This window comes from Lentzea fradiae (assembly GCF_900100955.1).
Lineage (GTDB): Bacteria > Actinomycetota > Actinomycetes > Mycobacteriales > Pseudonocardiaceae > Lentzea > Lentzea fradiae.
In genome coordinates, this window is record NZ_FNCC01000003.1 from 59,766 (window position 1) to 76,295 (window position 16,530).

Here is a 16,530-nt window from a genome sequence, read left to right on the forward strand (position 1 = left end):
CCATGCGCAGAACCCACCCGCTCGTCTACGTCACGCTCCTCGCGGGCATCGTGCTGTCGGCGTTCCCGCTGTACTGGCTGTTCGTCGTCGCGACCCGCTCCAACGACGTCGTGGGCGACTGGCCGCCGCCGCTCGTGCCCGGCCCCAACCTGGCGGAGAACACCGGCAGGCTGTTCGAGGCGGAGGACGCGAACTTCGCGCTGGGCCTGTGGAACTCGCTGCTCAGCGCGACGGTCATCACCGTCGCCGTGGTGTTCTTCTCGTCGCTGGCCGGGTTCGCCTTCGCCAAGCTGCGCTTCCGCGGCCGCAACGCGCTGCTGCTGGTCGTGCTCGGCACCATGATGATCCCGGTGCAGATGGGCATCATCCCGCTGTACATGATCATGGTCGAGCTGGGCTGGCAGAACCGGATGGAAGCGATCATCGTGCCTTCGCTGGTGTCCGCGTTCGGCGTGTTCCTGATGCGCCAGTACGCCACGCAGGCCATCCCCGACGAGCTGATCGAGGCCGCGCGGATCGACGGGTGCGGCACGTTCCGGGTGTTCTGGACGGTCGTGCTGCCGGGACTGCGGCCCGGTGCCGCGGTGCTCGGCCTGTTCACGTTCATGGGCGCCTGGAACGAGTTCCTCTGGCCGCTCGCCGTGCTGGAGGCGGACAACCCGACGGTGCAGTTCTCGTTGTCGCAGCTGTCCACCACCTATTACACCGACTACACGCTCATGTTCACCGGAGCGCTGGTCGCCACCGTTCCGCTGTTGCTCGTGTTCCTCGCGTTCGGTCGCCAGATCATCGGCGGCATCATGGAAGGGGCGGTCAAGGCATGACCACGTTCGGACCGGGTTTCCTGTGGGGCGCGGCGACGTCGAGCTACCAGATCGAGGGCGCGGTGGCCGAGGACGGCCGCGGTCCGTCCATCTGGGACACCTTCTGCGCCACGCCGGGCAAGGTGGACGGCGGCGACACCGGTGAGGTGGCGGCCGACCACTACCACCGCTATCCGGAGGACGTCGCGATCATGCGGTCGCTCGGCCTCGGTGCCTACCGGTTCTCGGTCGCGTGGCCGCGTGTGCAGCCGCTCGGCTCCGGCGCCGTCGACCAGCGCGGTCTCGACTTCTACTCGCGGCTGGTGGACACGTTGCTGGACAACGGGATCCAGCCGTGGCCGACGCTCTACCACTGGGACCTGCCGCAGCCGCTGGAGGACGCGGGCGGCTGGCCGGAACGCGACACCGCGCTGCGGTTCGCCGAGTACGCGGCGGTCGTGCACGACGCGCTGTCCGACCGCGTGACGCACTGGACGACGCTGAACGAGCCGTGGTGCTCGGCGTTCCTCGGCTACGCCACCGGCAGGCACGCACCCGGCCGCCAGGACCCGGCCGCCGCCGTCCGCGCCGCCCACCACCTGCTGCTCGCGCACGGCCTGGCCGCCCGCGCGTTGCCCGGTGGCCGCGTCGGCGTCACGCTCAACCTCACCGAGGTCACGCCGGTGTCGCAGACCGAGGAGGACCTCGACGCGGCCCGCCGGATCGACGGGATGCAGAACCGGATCTTCCTCGACCCGGTGCTGCTGGCCGAGTACCCGGAGGACGTGCTGCGCGACCTCGCCCCGGTCACCGGCTTCGAGCACGTGCAGGAAGGCGACCTGAAGACGATCGCGGCGCCCATCGACTTCCTCGGCGTCAACTACTACTCGCCGGTGCTGGCGGGCCACGGCACGGTTCCGCGTCCGTCCGCGTACGTCGGGTCGGAACACGTCGTGCAGCACGACGGCGGCCGTCCCCGCACGTCGATCGGCTGGGAGATCGACGCCCGCGGCCTGAGCGGCCTGCTCATCCGGCTGAACCGCGACTACCCGGAAATTCCCCTCTACGTAACGGAGAACGGGGCCGCGTTCGACGACGAGGTGCACGACGCGAGCCGGATCGCCTACCTGGACGGGCACCTGCGCGCCTGTGCGGACGCGATGGCGGCGGGCGTGCCGTTGAAGGGCTACTTCGCCTGGTCGCTGCTGGACAACTTCGAGTGGTCGTACGGGTACGCGCAGCGGTTCGGGCTCGTGCACGTCGACTACGCGACCCAGCGCCGCACCCTCAAGGACAGCGCCCGCTGGTATGCGGACAAGATCCGCGGAAGTGCGCTGTGAGCGCTTACAACGTTGATAGGCTGGAACCATGAACACCCGGCCTCCCACGCTGGAGGAGGTGGCCCAGCGGGCAGGCGTCTCCACCGGCACGGTCTCACGCGTCATCAACAACGCGCGTCACGTGAGCGACAAGTCGCGGCGGGCCGTCCAGAGCGCCATCACCGAACTGGGCTACGTGCCGAACACCGCGGCCCGCTCCCTCGCCACCGCCCGCCGCGGCGCTGTCGTCCTGGTGATCTCGAGCGACGACCCGGCGCTGTTCGCCAACCTCTTCTTCGCCGAGGTGATCACCGGCGTCAACGCCGTGCTGGAGGAGACGGACCTGCAGCTGATGCTGCTGCTCGCCGCCTCCGCCCGCGGCCGCGAACGGTTCGCGAAGGTCCTGCAGTCCCGCGGCGCGGACGGCGTGATGCTGCTGGCGCTCAAGGAGAACGACCCGCTGTCGAAGATGGCCGAGGACAGCGGCCTGCCCGCCGTGCACGGCGGCAGGTCCCTGGACCGCCCGCCCCAGTGGTACGTCGACGCGGACAACCGGGGCGGCGCACGTGCGGCTGTCGAGCACCTGATCGCGTCGGGGCGGCGCAACATCGCCACCATCACCGGCGAGCTCGACACGCACGCCGGTATGTCGCGCTTCATGGGCTTCCGCGAGGCCACCGTGCTCGCCGGTCTGAGCGACGCGCGGGTGGCGCACGGCGACTTCAGCGAGACCAGCGGTGCCGCGGGCATGAAACTGCTGCTCGACGACCACCCCGACCTCGACGCCGTGTTCGTCGCCTCCGACGCGATGGCCACGGGCGCCCTGTCCGTGCTGCGCGAACGCGGCAAGCGCGTGCCCGAGGACGTGGCGGTGGTGGGGTTCAACGACATCGTGACGGCCCAGCACACCCGCCCCGCCCTGACCACGGTCCGCCAGCCGATCGAGGCGCTCGGGCGGGAGATGACGCGGATGCTGCTGCGGCTGCTGAACGGCGAGCGGCCGACGTCGCTGATCCTGCCGACCGAACTGGTGGTCCGCGACTCGGCCTGAGCGCGGACCGGCAGGTCCTCGTGCGGTGCCACCCCGAACCACGCGGCCGGTGCGGATGCCCCGACCTTCCCGCACCGGCCGCGTCCCCACAGCCGGTGCGAACGCCCCCGACGGCTTTCGCACCGGCCCGGCCCTCTCAGTCCGCCGTGCTCAGCGCCGCCACCGGACTCACCCGCGCCGCCCGCAAGCCGGCCCCCGCCGTCACCACCACCAGCGGGCGGGGCACAGCGGTCGTTCCCTCCCCCACCCGCGCGACATCCGACAGGGGGTAACCGACGCCCCAGCGTGACGTGGCTTCGGAACGCGGGGTCCCCGCGTTCCCGTGGAGGAAACGTAGGGCCCCCGCGTTCCGTGCGGGAAACACGAAAGAGAGTTGCGAGCGGGGCGGGGCGTTACCGACAGCACCTCGTGGACGCGTGCTGAGGCGGTACACCCGGCGAGTTCGTGGGGCCGTGGTCTTTCGCGACGCCTTCGACGCGATCATCATGAGCCCTTCGAAACGCGAGGACGGGAGAATTTCGTGAACATCGCACTGTGGGTGGTGCAGGGCCTGCTGGCGGCGGTCTACCTCGCCGCCGGTGGCATGAAGCTCGTGCATCCCCGCGAGAAGATGGTCGCGTCGGGCCGGTTCGACTGGGCGAAGGACGTGAGCGACGGCGGTGTGAAGGCGATCGGCGCCGTCGAGGTGCTCGGCGCGATCGGGCTGGTCCTGCCCTGGCTGACCGGCATCGCCCCGGTCCTGACGCCGATCGCCGCCGTCGGGCTGGTCGTCGTGCAGGTCCTCGCCGCACGCGTGCACCTCAAGCTCGGCGAGAAGCAGTCGTTGCCGGTCAACGTCGCCCTGCTCCTGCTGGCGGCGTTCGTGGCGGCCGGTCGTTTCCTCGGCTGGTGAGCCACGCGGCGAGTCGCGACTCCGGGTGGACCGTGACCGGCGGGTAGCGTGCGGACCGTGGAACACCTGCCGTTGCCGCAGCCCCGGCGCGAGGAGCGGGCGGACGCCGCGCGCAACCGCGCCCACCTGCTCTGCGTCGCCCGGCGGATGGTCGCCGAGCTGGGCGTCGAGAAGGTCACCATGGACGGCCTCGCCGACCGGGCCGGACTGGGCAAGGGCACGGTGTTCCGCCGCTTCCGCACCCGCGCGGGCATCTTCCACGCGTTGTTCGACGAGGAGGAGAAGCGGTTCCAGGAACGCGTGCTGAGCGGCCCGCCGCCGCTCGGTCCCGGCGCGCCCGCCGCGGCACGGCTCGCCGCCTTCGGGCTGGCGAGGCTCGAGTTCCTGGTCGAGCACCTCGCCCTGGTCCGCGCCGGGCTCGACACCGGTCAGCCGAAACCGCTCCAGCACAGCCCTTCGCTGTTCCACGTGCAGATGCTGCTGAGCGAGGCGGCGCCCGCGGCGGCGGCGAGCGGGACGCTGGCGTTGCAGCTGGTCGCGGCGCTCGAAGGGCCGATCCTGCTCTACCTGCACCCGGCGGAGCAGGCGGGCCCCGGCCTCGTCGTGGCCGACTTGGGCGCGAGCTGGTGTGACCTGGTCGAGCGAGTCTGCGGCTGACCGATCGCGGGTACCCGGCCCGGCATGACGACCTACACGCACACGGCGGAAGCCGACATCCCCGCCGACACGCTCTTCGAGTTCCTGGCCGACCCCACCAACCTGCCCCGCTACTTCCCGCAGATGACCGCCGCCGAGCCGGAGGGCGGCGAGCAGGTGCACGTCGAGGCCGAGGTGCACGGCCACCACGTCGAGAGCGAGGCGTGGGTGCGCCCGGACGCGGGCAGGCGCTCGCTCGAGTGGGGTGCGGAGGGTCCGGACGACTACCACGGCGAGCTGCAGGTCGAGGAGGTCACGCCGGGCCGGTCACGGATCACCGTGAGCCTGCACAGCGTGCGCGAGGCGTCGGGCGACGAGGTGCAGCGCGGGCTGGAAGAGACCGTCGCGGTGCTCACGCAGACCGCGGCGGCGGACGACCGCCGGCAGGGCTGAGCTGTCCGCCGGGTGCGCGTGGCGGGACCGCGCGCACCCGTCAGGCGACCGGTCCCGGCGTGCGCGACCGGTCCGGCTCCCGCCGCAGGTCTTCGAGTCCCGCCCGGACGTCCTCGATCGCGAGCCGCTCCGCCGTCTCGGCGTCGCCCGCTCGCAGCGCCCGCACGAGCGCACGGTGACCCGCGTACCGCGCGAGGTTGCGCTCGTGGTTCGCGAGGACGCGTTCGAGCGTCCTGCTCTTGCGCTCGGCCCTGGTGAACACCCTCGTCTGGTCGAGCAGCCTGACCAGGACGGCGTTGCCCGCGCAGTCCGCGACCGCGTCGTTGAACCGCTGCATCACGTCGAGCAGGGTGCCGAGGTGCCGTTCGACGGGACGGCCGTCCGCCAGCCGCTGCCTGCTGACGATCAGCAGGTCGTCCGCCTCGTCCAGCAGGGCGTCGAGGTGGTCGAGCTGGGACGGGGTCGCGCGGCGCGCGGCGAAGCGGGCGATGAGACCGCGCAGCGCGACCTCCACCTCCACCAGGTCCTCGACGGCGGCGGCCCCGATGTCGGCGACGACGACGGTGCGCGGGCCGGAGCGCTGGATCATGCCGTCCTGCTCCAGGCGGCGCAGCGCCTCGCGGACCGGGGTGGGGCTCATGTCCAGCCGCTCGGCGAGGCCGCGTTCGGTGATCTTCTCGTTCGGCGCGAGCTCGCCCGTGGCGATCGCTTCCTGGACCTCGCGGTACGCCCGGCCCGCCAGCGTCTCCCGGGATTCCTCGGTCACGGGCCAGATCCTACGGCAGAGCGAAAAGCTATTGCTTGACGGTTTTGCTATAGCATTCTAGTGTGAGCGCGCCCACGAGCCAACGGAGGCTTCCGTGACCACACTCGCCAAGCCGGACGACCGGCGAACAGCCAGACGCATCACGTTCTACGTCGCTCTCGCCGTCTTCGCGCAGGAAGCCACCTGGGACTTCTACGACGCCCAGGTACCGCCGCTGCTGCGCGAGCACATCGCCAGCACCGCGCTCGTCGGCCTGGTCATGGGCATGGACAACCTGCTCGGCATCTTCGTGCAGCCCTGGATCGCGAACCGCTCGGACAACACCCGCACGCGCTGGGGCCGCCGGATCCCGTACCTCGCCGTGGGCATGCCGCTCGCGGCGGTGCTGTTCACGCTGATCCCGCTGACGACCGCGCTGCCGGCGCTGATCGCGGTGATCTTCGTGTACGCGCTGGCGGGCAACACCTTCAAGCCGATCGCGCAGGCGCTGCTGCCCGACTTCATCGAGCCGGAACGGCGCGGGAGGGCGAACGCGTTCGTCAAGATCGCCTCGGGTCTCACCGTGCTCGTCTCCGCGCTCATCAGCGCGTTCCTGGTGGACGACCACCCGAAGCTCGCGTTCACCGTCCCCGCCGTGCTCATGCTGATCGGCACCGCCGTGCTCGTCACGCGGGTGCGGGACGAGAAGTCGCCCGCCTACCAGGCCGCGCTCGCCGAGGACACCGCCACCGGCGAGCGGACCACCCGCCTGCGCGACGTGTTCCTGGACATCCTCCGCGACCACGACCGCAGCCGCCTGCTCGTGGTCTGCGCGGTCCTGCTGTTCGGGTGCGCCTGGTTCTCCTCACGGGCCCTGTTCACCCCGTACGGCATGGAGACGCTCGGCCTGACCCGCGGCGAGGCCGGCTCGCTGACGTTCCCCAGCGGCATCGCGTTCCTGGCCGCCGCCTACCCGGCCGCGCTGGTCGCCGAACGCCTCGGCCGCATCCGGACGATCATGCTCGGCATGACGGTCTTCGGCGCCTCGCTCGCCGTCGCCGCCCTCGTGCCGACTCCGGTGGCCACCGTCGTCGCGTACTGCGTCGCGGCCGTCGGCGCCTCCGGCTTCATCATCAACGCCGCCGTCGTGCTGTGGAACCTCGCGCCGTCCGCGCGGGTGATCGGCGTCTACACGACGCTGTACACGGTGAGCTTCGCGACCGGCGGGTTCCTCGGCCCCGGCCTGGTCGGCGCCATGATCGACATCACCGGCTGGCGGTACATGTTCGCCGACATCGCGCTGCTGTGCGCGCTGGCTACCGCGGTCGTCCTGCGGGTCGCCTTCATCAACCGCCGCAACGCGAGCGCTTTGTAGTAGAAGCCGCGCACCACCCTCTCCCGGTGGTGCCCGTGACCGCTGCTACCGCACCGAGTCGATCATCCGCCGGGCGCGCGGGAAGTCGCGCAGCTCGGCGGAGAGCAGTTCCAGCGTCGGCCCGAGCACCCTCGCGGGCACGCTGCGGGCCACCAGCACGTCGGTCGTCCAGGCCATGAACGTCCGGAACAGCTCGGCATCGTCGACGTAGAGCGCCGTCGCCAGGAACTCCACGATGTGCTTGAGGTCCTCCGCCGTGTGCTGGCGCTGCTCGTCGTCGTAGGACTTCATCGCGGGCAGGCGTTCCTCCAGCGCCCGGTACACCGACCGCACGAGGGTGGGCGTGCTGCGCGTGACCAGCGTGTACTCCTGGTCGACCAGGTGCGGCAGGTCGTCGACCGGCTGGTGCGGCGCGCCCGGTGCCGGGAGCCGCTTCTCCACCAGCATGTCGGCCGCCTGGCGGGCGTCGGAGGCCCACGCGTTGGCGCCGAAGCGGCGCGCGTACTTGCCGCCCTCGCCGAACGCGGCCCCGCCGACCATCACCGGCACGCCCGCCGCCTGGCAGGCCGTCATCGTGGCGTGCGCGATGGGCAGCCGGGTCGCGATGGAGCTCGACAGCGCCACCACGTCCGGGCCGGTGCGGTGCAGGTGGGTGATCAGGTGCGGGGTCGGCACCTGGGCGCCGAGGTAGTCGACGCGGAACCCGCGCAGCACCAGCACCTCGGACAGCAGCCGGGCGGGCAGCGCGTGCCACTCGCCGTCGACGCACGCGACCGTGACGCGGCCGTGCTTCGGCGGCTCGTACGGGCGGGCGACCGACAACGCCGACACGGCGCGGTCGTTGATCGCGGTGATCGCGTGCTCCTGGGCGACGCTGATCCGGTTCGCCGCCCACTCCAGGCCGACCCGGCGCTGCACGGCGCCGATGACGTCGAGCAGCACGAACTCGTGCCCGTCCTCCTCGGCGGCCTTCAGCACGACGTCGGTGGCTCTGCGCTCGTCACCGTCGAGCGCCGCCTCCCACAGGGCGTCAGCGGCGCCCACCTGCACGGCCGTCTCCGGCACGGACCTCACCTCCGGCGCGGTGCCGTGATCGCGACCACCGCCATGTCGTCGTGGGTGCCTTCGCCGATCCACTGCGACGCCAGCATGTGCACGTGCTCGGCCAGCGCCTCCGCGGGCATGCCGCGGCACTCGCCCAGCGCGCGCAGCAGCCGTTGCTCGCCGAACTCCTCGTCGCCGAGCGGCCCGCCGACGGCCTCGGTGATGCCGTCGGTGTGCAGCAGGCACGAGTCGCCGGGCGCGAGCACCACCTCGTCGGTCGTCGTGACGATCTCCGGCAGGATGCCGACCAGCGTGCCGCGGGTCTTCGCCGCCTCGACCCCGCCGTCCGCCCGCACGATCAACGCCGGCGGGTGCCCGCCCGAGGTGAGCCGCACGTGCAGGCCGTCCTCGCGCGGCGTCACGGTCGCGACGACGACGGTGATGAACCGGGTGCGGTCGGATGTGAGCAGCGCCTGGTTGAGCGAGCGCAGCAGCTGGTCGTGGTCGGCGACCACCGGCAGCAGGGCGTGCACGGTGGTGCGGACCCTGCCGGTCTGCACGGCCGCGTCGAGGCCCTTGCCGCACACGTCGCCGAGCACGACGAACAGCTCGCCGTCCTCCCGCTCGTGCACGTCGTAGAAGTCGCCGCCGACCCGTTCGGTGTCCTGGGCGGCGCGGTAACGGCCCGCCAGGTCGACGTGCTCGTAGCGGCGCAGCAACGGCGGCAGCAGGTCCATCGTGAGGCGCTCGGTGATGACGGCCTGCTGGGTGAACAGCCACGCCGCGGACATCGCGACGCCCGCACGTGAGGCGAACAGCCGGGCGAACGACTCCTCGTCCTCGTCGAACCGGCCGTCGCGACGCATCAGGATGAGAGCGCCCGCCGGCACGCCGTGGCCCGGCAGCGGGGTGACGACGATGGACGAGACGTCGTGGGCGAGCCACGCGGGCGCCGCGGCCGGGTCGATCCAGCGCGACGGCACCGGCGGGAAGCCCTTGAGCGCCTCGCTGAGACCGACGACCTCCTCGACGTCGACGCGCAGCAGCTCGTGCGTCGGCTGCTCGCCGCGGCGGCAGCGGGTGACCGCGTGTCCCTCGGTGGTGCCGGGCGCGATCACCAGCACCTCGTCGGCGAGGTGGGTGGCGGCGAGCTCGGCCACGACGCTCATGCACCGCTCGGGGTTGAGCGAGGTCATCAGCGCGTTCGACATCCGCGCGAGCAGCTCGGCCCGGTTCTGCTGCAGCCGCAGGTCGGTGTCGTCGAGCAGCCACCAGGTGACCTCACCGCTGCCGTGATCGACCCGGTGGGCGGCATAGCTGCGCTCCGAGATGAGCACGGACTCCCCGTGCTGCCACCTCGGTTCGACATCTGCCGGCAAGAGCTCCTTCGCCGCGTCGTTCATGCTGTGAACGACCCCGGAAGCGTCGACGACGATGGCGGGACACGGCGAACGCAGCCAGCTTTGCACCGCGACCATTCATTCATTGTTCCATCCGTTCTGGATCAAGAACAATGTTTCGGCTCGCGCGTCGGTGGGTAAGGACTTGGCCGAACTGCCGTTTGCGCAGGTCGCCGCGATCAACTCGGCCAAGCCGTCCGGGCGGGGACGGGTTTGTCACACGTCGAGCGTCACGTCCGTCAGCGGTGCGCTGGAACACGTGCGGACCAGGCCACCCGGTTCCTCCGCCGTCACCTTCCCCGCCCGCAGCCGCACCACGCAGTCGCCGCAGCTGCCGACCGTGCAGGAGTACGGCAAGGGCAGCCCGGCCGCCAGTCCGGCGTCGAGCAGCGTCTGACCGGGCTCGACCACCGCCGTGCCGACCTGCTGGCCGTCACTCTCGACCAACATCCGTTGCGGAGCTGTGGACGCCGCCGCGGCCGGTGCGCTGACGTAGTGCTCCGCGTGGACACGGTCATCCGGGACGCCCAGCTCTTCGAGCGCCTGACGGGCGGCGTCCATGAGCGGTTCCGGGCCGCAGAGGTAGAACCGGGCGTCCGGCCATCCCAGTCCGGCGGCCCACTGCCGCACCCCGGACGCGTCGAGCCTGCCGTCGCGCGAGGTGACCACGTGCATGACGGACAACCGGCCAGGATGCTGATGCGCCAAGGCATCCAGCTCGGCCGCGAAGATGGTCTCCTCAGTGGTCCGGTTGCTGTAGAGCAAGGCGATCTTGAACTCCGAGCGCTCCGCGAGCAGCGTGCGGATCATGCTCATCATCGGCGTGATGCCGCTGCCCGCCGCGACCATCGCCACATCGGCCCCCGGCACGAGGCGGAACGAGCCGGACGGGCCGCGCAACGACAGCCTGTCGCCCACGGCGAGCGAATGCGCGTGCTCGGAGAACCGGCCCACCCGCTTGACGGTCACCTCCAGCCGGGGCCCCGGCGCCGACGAGGCGGAGTAGGCGCGGCGCAGGCCGGTCTCGTCGCTCACCAGCGTGAAGAACTGGCCCGGCAGGAAGTCGAACGGGGCACCGTCCTCCAGCACCAGCGTGACGGCGCTCGGCGTCTCGCGGCGCACCTCGGCGACGCGCACCTCCCGCACCGGTTCCGTCCGCACGGCACGGGGTGCGGGGGCGGCGACCTCGTAGCCCTCCTTGCGCAGGCCGGAGCGGTAGGCGACGGTCATCGCCGCGCGCAGCCACCGAACCGGGATCTTGCCCGCCAGCCGGAGCAGGAAACCGGGCACGGCGGTCTTCGCCGAGTTGGCGGCGAGGTGCCGGCTGGCCAGCGCCAGCAGGTCCGGCGCGTCGGAGGGCACGTCCGCCGTCCACAGCCGGGAGCGGGTCACCGCCTCGCTGGTCGTCAGCTCGGCGGCCTCGACGTCGACGAGCAGCGCGCAGTGCGGCGCGACCCCGCGCAACGCCAGCGGTGCCAGCACGTCCGGGTCCACGGTGATCGTTCCCCTGCCCCGCACGTGCAGGACGCCCGTGCGACCCGGCACCAGCGCCGCGAACGAGAGCCGGTCGTCGCGCACCAGGTTGTGCAGCGAGTCGGCGCGTTTGTTGCCACGGCGGTCCGCGATCACCAGCGTGCGGTCGTCCACGACACGGGCGACCGCCCGTTCCTCGCCACGGGGGCTGGTGTCGGCACCACCGTCGGAGTCCCATGTGGACAGAGCCAGGAACGGTGCGGTGGCGAGGAAACCCGCGACACCGGGCTGGGCCAGCGGTCCGTCACCGGCGAGGTCGGCAACGGGCCCGGCGGACACCGGCGGCTGCCACAGGCCGGAGCGCAGGACGGCCTGCGCGCAGTGCACGAACACCTCCTCGACGTGGAAGACACCGCGCCGCACGACCCCGTTGACCCGCAACGTCTCCCCCACGCCCGGCACGAGGAACACCAGCGACGCGGGCCCCTGCGCGGTCTCGTCCATCGGGAAGGAGAGCCGCGTCGGCGCGAGCACCCGCGCGAAGCCCGGCCGTCCGCCGACGAACGTCGTCCTGCTCACGCCCCGCGCGTCGCGGTAGCCGAAGCCCGCGATCGGACTGCGGGCCAGCACGTCCTCGCACCCCTCGTCGAGCGTGCCGACCTGTTTGAGCGTGATCATCGCCGCCGGTCTGCCGACGATCTCCCCCAGCTCGTCGCCGGTCGTGATCGTGTTCGCGTTTCCCCTGGTCATCACCCTATTATGAGCATTTGCTCAGCTCTTCGGTACTCGCTTTCCCGCCGCCAGGAAGAGGACGTCGTGCCCCCTCGGAAACCGTCTGTCGACCCACGTCGCAAGCCCCGCCAGGTCCGCGCGGAGCTCACCCGCGACCGCATCCTGACCGCCGCTGCTCACGTTTTCACCGAGCACGGGTACGCGGCGGGGACCACGAACCGCATCGCCGAACGGGCCCACGTCTCGATCGGTTCGCTGTACCAGTACTTCCCGAACAAGGACGCGATCCTGGCCGAGCTGATGGTGCGCCACATCGACCGCGGCGCCTGGCACCGCGCGGACGAGCTCGACCTCGCGCCGGGAACGCTGGAGACGGTGGTCCGCGCCCTGGTCCGCGACGCGGTCGACAACCACCAGGAGGACCCCCGGCTGCTGCGGATCATGATCGAGCAGGGTCAGGTGTCCGAGGAGCTGCGCACCACGCTCGCCCGGCACGGCGCCCGGCGGCTCGCCGAGGTCCGCGACGTCTTCAGCCGCCACCCCGACGTCCGCGTGCGCGACCTCGACGCCGCCACCGAGCTGATCGTGTTCACCGTGGAGCTGAACACCCACCGGCTGGTGGCGTTCCCGCAGGGCCTGTCGATGAAGACCGTGGAGAACGAGCTGGTGGACATGGTGACGCGCTACCTCAGCGGCTGAGCGCGCCTGCCCGCGCCGCGCTCCTCGCGGGCCTGCCGGCAATCGCTGTCCGTGACGCCCCGCCCACACGCGACGCTCTTTCGCGTTTCCCCGCCCGCACGCGGGGGCCCTGCGTTCGCGTGACGCGTACGCGGGGTCCCCGCGTACTAAAGCCACGTCACGCACGGGTAGCGGGGTCCGCTGGGTGGGTGACACACGGGCGGGTGTGTGCCGACGGTGGCGGGTCAGGAGGCTTGAGTGCAGCGCCTAGTGATGTCGGCTGGCGCGACGGTCCTCGCGGGCCTGCTCGATGCGTTCCTCCAGCGCCTCGAACCACTCCTGCCCCTGCGGGCCGCAGCTGTCGCGGATCTCGTGCTTCAGCTCCGAGGTGTTGGCGTTCAGCTCCTGGACCACGCCCAGCCCGTCCTCGACGTGGAGTCGCAGCTCCCCGTGCGACCGCGCGAGGTGCTCGGCGGCGGCGCGCATCTCGGCGCGCGCCCTGCCCGCCGCCCTGCCCGGCATGACCAGGCGGTGCGGCGCGAGCCGGGCCCTGTGCACGAGACTTCCCATGACGCGCAACGACGTCTGCGCCGACTGGTACGCCAGGTGCGCGGTGTCGGCGCACTGGTACGACTCGCGGTGGAAGACGCGCAGGGCGTGGAAGTCGACGTCGGGCCGGTGCGCGGGGCGCCCGTGCGGCTTGGTCCTCGGTGGTGCGCCGCCCTGGGCGCGGAGCTTCGTGATCCGCGTCCGCACCTCCTCGGCCTGACGGCGCACGCGCTCGTTCTCGGCGCGGACCCGGCGCAGGCTGCGGTCGGCCTCGGCGGCGGCGGCCCGCACCTCCTCGACGGTGACGCGCCTCGGCCTGCGGTCCCACCACCGGAGCGCGATGAGCACGGCGATGCCGCTGGCCGCCGTGACCAGCAGCGGTGTCGTGCTGTCGGTGGTGGCCTGCTCGTCCGGCTTCAGCTTCACGAACGCCACCACGTTCATGACGCCCAGCAGCAACAGGCTTCTCGTCAGGAAACCCAGCCAGCGCAGGGGCACGGGCGTCGACCGGCCGCGCAGCCTTCCGTTGCGCCGCAACGAGGAGCGCACCAGCCACAGCGCCAGCGGCAGCGAGGAGGCCGCGGCCCAGCGCCACTCCGGGAGGTGCGCGGCGAGCTCGGGTGACCCGGACACGATGATGTGCACCGACATCGCCGGAGCGACGAGGAACACCGTCAGCGGCAGCCCGAAGAGCAGTGCGAGCAGGAAGCGCGCGCACCCGCGGCGGCTACCGGCCACGGTGGCGCGGCCTCGGCCGGCGTGCGGGGTTCAGCGCCGTCGCGCCGGCCCCGTTCAGCACCTTGTCGATCACCTTCGCGACGCCGCCGGTGAGGTCGGCGTGGTGCTGCACGAGCGCGGTGGTGAAGTGCCGGGTCAGCTCGGCGTAGGCGCGGCGTTCGGCAGGCGGCAGCCCGGGTTTGACCGTCTCGCGCTGCATGTTGACCATGCACTCGCGCAACGCCCCCGCGCTCGCGTCCGCCTGCCCGATGTTCCTGCGCATCTGCCGCAACGAGGCGCTGGACTCGCGGCGACGCTGTTCCAGCAGCTTGAGCTTGATCTCCTTGTCGTCGGCGGCGCGCGTCTCCTTGAGCTTGAGGCGCTGCATCTCCGCGTTCAGCGCATAGGACTCGGCGACGTGCCTGCCCGCCTCGCCGAGCGGGCTCAGCGACCGCGCGATGCGCGAGACCGACTCGGTGAACTGCACGTGCTCCCCGGTCACGCGGATCAAACCGTTCGACATGCCAGTATGATCACCGCTTCCGCGGCGCGCGTTACAAATTCCTTTTGCGGCGCATGGAATTCCGCGCTCAGCCGTAGCGCAACGGGGTGCGGGCGGGCTCCTCCAGCACTCGCGCGACGATCCAGGCGACGCCGTCGGCGGTGCTCGCGGGAGTGCCCGTCGGCTGGATGACGTGACCGAGCACGGCGCGGGTGACGAGGTCGATGAGCACACCGGCCTGCTCGCCGGTCAGGCCCGTCCGGTAGGCCGCGACACGGGCGGCGACCATCGCCTTCACGTCGGCGAGCAGCGTCCGGGACCGGGTGGTGAGCAACGGCAGCAGCTCGGTGTCCGCGCCCCGCGTGGCGGACGCGATGGCGCCCACCAGCACGTTGTCCCGCGCCAGGTCGAGCACGTCCCGCACGGCGTCGTGGATCGCCTCGACGAGGTCGCCGGGGTGCCGGTCGAACGCGTCGCCGACCACCGCGAGGAACCGGCCCAGCTCGTGGGCGAGCATGGCCTCGGCGAGCGCGTTCTTCGAGCCGACCTCGTTGTAGACGGTCTGACGGCTCACCCCCGCCTGCTCGGCGAGGCGGGCCATCGTGACCGCGGCCCAGCCGTCGCGGGCGGTCATCCCGATCGCCGCCTCGATGATCGGCAGCCGGTGCCTGCCCGCCGCCGAGGCCGCTCGTGTCTCGCCCATGCGGGCGATGTTAGTTCGCCCGCACCCGTCCCTGCGCGATGAAGTCGATCTTCTCCCGCACTCCGCAGTCGGGGCAGCACCACGAGTCGGGGACGGCCGACCAGGGTGTTCCCGGCGGGAAGCCCTCACGCGGGTCCCCGGTCTTCTCGTCGTAGACGTACCCGCAGCCGGGGCACGTCCCTCCCGCGGTCGCGTCGCCGCGCGTGTCCGCCAGGTCGTCATCGCCGGTGCCGGTGCCGCCGTACCGGGCCAGCACCTGTGCTCGCTTGCCCGGCTGGATGTTGGCGCGGCCCATGTCGCCGCCGAAGTGCGCCAGCACCCGCGGGTCCATCACCCGGCGCCACAACGGCGGCACCAGCGCCAGCAGGATCAGCCCGGCGTATCCGGTGGGCAGCACCGGCGACTCCTCGAAGTCGCGCAGCGTCTGGTAGCGCCGGGTCGGGTTGGCGTGGTGGTCGCTGTGCCGTTGCAGGTGGTAGAGCAGGACGTTGGTGGCGATGTTGTTGGAGTTCCAGCTGTGACTGGGGTCGACGCGTTCGTAGCGGCGGCGTCCCGGCGGGCCGACGCGGCGGCGGAGCATCCCGTAGTGCTCCAGGTAGTTCACGGCCTCCAGCAGCGAGAACCCGACCACGGCCTGCACCACCAGGTACGGCAGGACGCCGGCGCCGAGCCAGGCAATCATCGCCGCCCACAGCACCACCGACATCAGCCACGCGTTCAGCACGTCGTTGCCGATCCGGAACGGGTGCCGGCCGCGCCGGGCGTACCGCTTGCGTTCGAGCCGCCACGCCGACCGCAGCGAACCGGCGACAGTGCGCGGCCAGAAGCGGTAGAAGCTCTCCCCCACCCTGCTGCTCGCCGGGTCCTCCGGCGTCGCGACGCGGACGTGGTGGCCGCGGTTGTGCTCGATGTAGAAGTGGCCGTAGAAGCTCTGGGCGAGCGCGATCTTGGACAGCCACCGCTCGTGGCTCTCCTTCTTGTGCCCCAGCTCGTGCGCGGTGTTGATGCCGATGCCGCCGATGCACCCGATCGACACGGCCAGCCCGATCTTGTCCACGACCGTCAGGTCACCGCGGGCGATCAGCCAGAACGCGGCGGCGAAACCGGCGTACTGGATCGGCAGGAACAGGTAGGTGATCCAGCGGTAGTAGCGGTCGTTCTCCAGCCGTTCGAGCACGTCGTCGGGCGGGTTCGCGCGGTCGAGCCCCGCCACGAGGTCGATCGCGGGCACGACGACCAGCACGACGATCGGCCCCGTCCAGAACCACACGCCCCAGCCGGTGACGGCGTGCAGGCCGATCGCGAGGAACGCGAGGGACGGCACGACCAGGCCCAGGAGCCACAGGTGGCGCTTGCCGTCCGTCCACTGCCCGGCCGAGCCGATGGGCACCGTCACCATGTCGCACTCCGTTCAGGAGGTTGACAGAACGGTAGAAGATGTAAAGACAGTTTGACAAC

Annotated in this window: 16 protein-coding genes; 8 read left to right on the forward strand and 8 right to left on the reverse strand. The window is 71.7% G+C overall.

What is annotated here, in order from left to right:
- The first annotated feature begins 2 nt into the window (after nt 1–2).
- The 6 genes from BLT23_RS07570 to BLT23_RS07595 all read left to right on the forward strand — a co-directional run bounded on the left by BLT23_RS07570 (nt 3) and on the right by BLT23_RS07595 (nt 5,154).
- Nucleotides 3–824 (forward strand): carbohydrate ABC transporter permease, encoded by an 822-nt coding sequence (locus tag BLT23_RS07570; RefSeq protein ID WP_090047032.1) that lies wholly within the window; start codon nt 3–5, stop codon nt 822–824.
- Complete coding sequence (locus BLT23_RS07575) at nt 821–2,143, forward strand: GH1 family beta-glucosidase (protein WP_090047034.1); 1,323 nt, start codon at nt 821–823, stop codon at nt 2,141–2,143. Before BLT23_RS07570 ends, BLT23_RS07575 begins: the two co-directional genes overlap by 4 nt.
- A 28-nt stretch (nt 2,144–2,171) precedes the next feature.
- Nucleotides 2,172–3,173 (forward strand): LacI family DNA-binding transcriptional regulator, encoded by a 1,002-nt coding sequence (locus BLT23_RS07580; protein ID WP_090047035.1) that lies wholly within the window; start codon nt 2,172–2,174, stop codon nt 3,171–3,173.
- 520 nt (nt 3,174–3,693) lie between these two features.
- Nucleotides 3,694–4,065, forward strand: coding sequence for a DoxX family protein (locus BLT23_RS07585; RefSeq protein ID WP_090047037.1), 372 nt, complete (start codon nt 3,694–3,696; stop codon nt 4,063–4,065).
- A gap of 57 nt (nt 4,066–4,122) precedes the next feature.
- Nucleotides 4,123–4,722 (forward strand): TetR/AcrR family transcriptional regulator, encoded by a 600-nt coding sequence (locus BLT23_RS07590; protein ID WP_090047768.1) that lies wholly within the window; start codon nt 4,123–4,125, stop codon nt 4,720–4,722.
- A 24-nt stretch (nt 4,723–4,746) separates the two neighbouring features.
- Nucleotides 4,747–5,154: an SRPBCC family protein gene (locus BLT23_RS07595; protein ID WP_090047038.1), complete on the forward strand. Its 408-nt coding sequence runs from the start codon at nt 4,747–4,749 to the stop codon at nt 5,152–5,154.
- Between the two features lie 40 nt (nt 5,155–5,194).
- Here the strand turns inward: BLT23_RS07595 and BLT23_RS07600 are convergent, their stop codons facing one another.
- Nucleotides 5,195–5,920, reverse strand: coding sequence for a GntR family transcriptional regulator (locus BLT23_RS07600; protein ID WP_245743791.1), 726 nt, complete (start codon nt 5,918–5,920; stop codon nt 5,195–5,197).
- A gap of 94 nt (nt 5,921–6,014) precedes the next feature.
- Between BLT23_RS07600 and BLT23_RS07605 the strand changes: the two genes are divergently transcribed.
- Entirely contained in the window at nt 6,015–7,274 is a 1,260-nt protein-coding gene (locus BLT23_RS07605) for an MFS transporter (RefSeq protein ID WP_090047041.1), read from the forward strand.
- A 45-nt stretch (nt 7,275–7,319) separates the two neighbouring features.
- Here BLT23_RS07605 and BLT23_RS07610 read toward each other — a convergent pair whose 3' ends face one another.
- The 3 genes from BLT23_RS07610 to BLT23_RS07620 form a co-directional block, all read right to left on the reverse strand.
- A complete protein-coding gene (locus tag BLT23_RS07610) occupies nt 7,320–8,339 on the reverse strand; it encodes a cobalamin B12-binding domain-containing protein (protein WP_342713648.1) in 1,020 nt (339 codons plus the stop codon).
- A gap of 5 nt (nt 8,340–8,344) precedes the next feature.
- Complete coding sequence (locus BLT23_RS07615) at nt 8,345–9,796, reverse strand: PP2C family protein-serine/threonine phosphatase (RefSeq protein ID WP_090047044.1); 1,452 nt, start codon at nt 9,794–9,796, stop codon at nt 8,345–8,347.
- Between the two features lie 138 nt (nt 9,797–9,934).
- Nucleotides 9,935–11,941, reverse strand: a complete 2,007-nt coding sequence (locus BLT23_RS07620; protein ID WP_090047046.1) for a 2Fe-2S iron-sulfur cluster-binding protein — start codon at nt 11,939–11,941, stop codon at nt 9,935–9,937.
- A gap of 66 nt (nt 11,942–12,007) precedes the next feature.
- Here BLT23_RS07620 and BLT23_RS07625 point away from each other — a divergent pair, with 66 nt between their 5' ends.
- The gene (locus BLT23_RS07625; RefSeq protein ID WP_245743814.1) at nt 12,008–12,622 is read left to right on the forward strand and encodes a TetR/AcrR family transcriptional regulator; all 615 of its coding nucleotides are present in this window, start codon (nt 12,008–12,010) and stop codon (nt 12,620–12,622) included.
- Nucleotides 12,623–12,868: 246 nt separating this feature from the next.
- Here BLT23_RS07625 and BLT23_RS07630 read toward each other — a convergent pair whose 3' ends face one another.
- The 4 genes from BLT23_RS07630 to BLT23_RS07645 all read right to left on the reverse strand — a co-directional run bounded on the left by BLT23_RS07630 (nt 12,869) and on the right by BLT23_RS07645 (nt 16,471).
- Complete coding sequence (locus BLT23_RS07630; protein ID WP_090047049.1) at nt 12,869–13,888, reverse strand: hypothetical protein; 1,020 nt, start codon at nt 13,886–13,888, stop codon at nt 12,869–12,871.
- Entirely contained in the window at nt 13,878–14,390 is a 513-nt protein-coding gene (locus tag BLT23_RS07635) for a hypothetical protein (RefSeq protein ID WP_090047050.1), read from the reverse strand. The genes BLT23_RS07630 and BLT23_RS07635 overlap by 11 nt, the downstream gene beginning before the upstream one ends.
- Before the next feature lie 67 nt (nt 14,391–14,457).
- On the reverse strand, nt 14,458–15,072 hold the full coding sequence (locus BLT23_RS07640; protein ID WP_090047052.1) for a TetR/AcrR family transcriptional regulator: 615 nt from the start codon (nt 15,070–15,072) through the stop codon (nt 14,458–14,460).
- Nucleotides 15,073–15,082: 10 nt separating this feature from the next.
- Nucleotides 15,083–16,471 (reverse strand): fatty acid desaturase, encoded by a 1,389-nt coding sequence (locus tag BLT23_RS07645; protein ID WP_090047054.1) that lies wholly within the window; start codon nt 16,469–16,471, stop codon nt 15,083–15,085.
- Nucleotides 16,472–16,530: the final 59 nt, after the last annotated feature.